This window comes from Alkalibacterium sp. m-11 (genome assembly GCF_054658155.1).
Genome location: NZ_BAAGIR010000316.1, coordinates 1 through 673 on the forward strand (window position 1 = coordinate 1; position 673 = coordinate 673).

Genomic DNA, 673 nt, shown 5'->3' on the forward strand with positions numbered 1-673 from the left:
TAAACTGGACCCTATAGAATAGACACGGATAAAAAACCCTTATTCGTTCTCTATTTTATAGGGTTCTTTATTGTATAATGAACCCAACTATATGAGTTCAAAGGAGAGCGTTGACATGGGAAGAAATTATTTTACAGAGGAAGAGCGAAGAGAACTTGAAGAAAATCCTTTTGTAGAGAAAGCATCAACTAAAGCAGTAACTTACTCAGAGGCATTCAAAGACCATTTCGCTAAAGAAAAAGCTCTCGGAAAAGGACCTACGCAAATTTTTAGAGACGCAGACTTTGATGTGATAGCGTTAGGGAAAGACCGTATAAAGACTTTTTCCAGACGAATTAAAAATATGAGCCATCGCCCAGAAGGATTTATGGATTTACGTAGTGAATCCAGTGGAAGACCCCGTACTAAAGAAAGAACTCAAGAAGAAGAAATCGCACACTTGAAACATAAAGTCGCCCTTCAAAAACAACAGATAGATGCCCTAAAAAAAACAAATTTTATCCATCGGAAGGCCAAGAGGGCTTCACACAAGAAAAATTCCAACTCATTAAAGACCTAACAAAACGAGATCATAATTTGTTAAATATATCATGGCTATGTGAGATTGCTTTAGTTTCACGTTCGGGGTATTACAACTGGTTGAAATCTGAAGAGAGTCGAAAGAAAAAAGAAG

1 protein-coding gene is annotated in these 673 nt (G+C 36.8%); it reads left to right on the top strand.

Annotated features, from left to right (window positions below; genetic code table 11):
- Positions 1 to 115: 115 nt before the first annotated feature.
- Positions 116 to 559 (top strand): HTH domain-containing protein, encoded by a 444-nt coding sequence (locus ACYQ2O_RS12590; RefSeq protein ID WP_459770967.1) that lies wholly within the window; start codon positions 116 to 118, stop codon positions 557 to 559.
- Positions 560 to 673: the final 114 nt, after the last annotated feature.

What these genes read in the sequence shown, in the direction of transcription:
- ACYQ2O_RS12590 (WP_459770967.1), top strand. Translation starts at nt 116, where the DNA reads ATGGGAAGAAATTATTTTACAGAGGAAGAGCGAAGAGAACTTGAAGAA.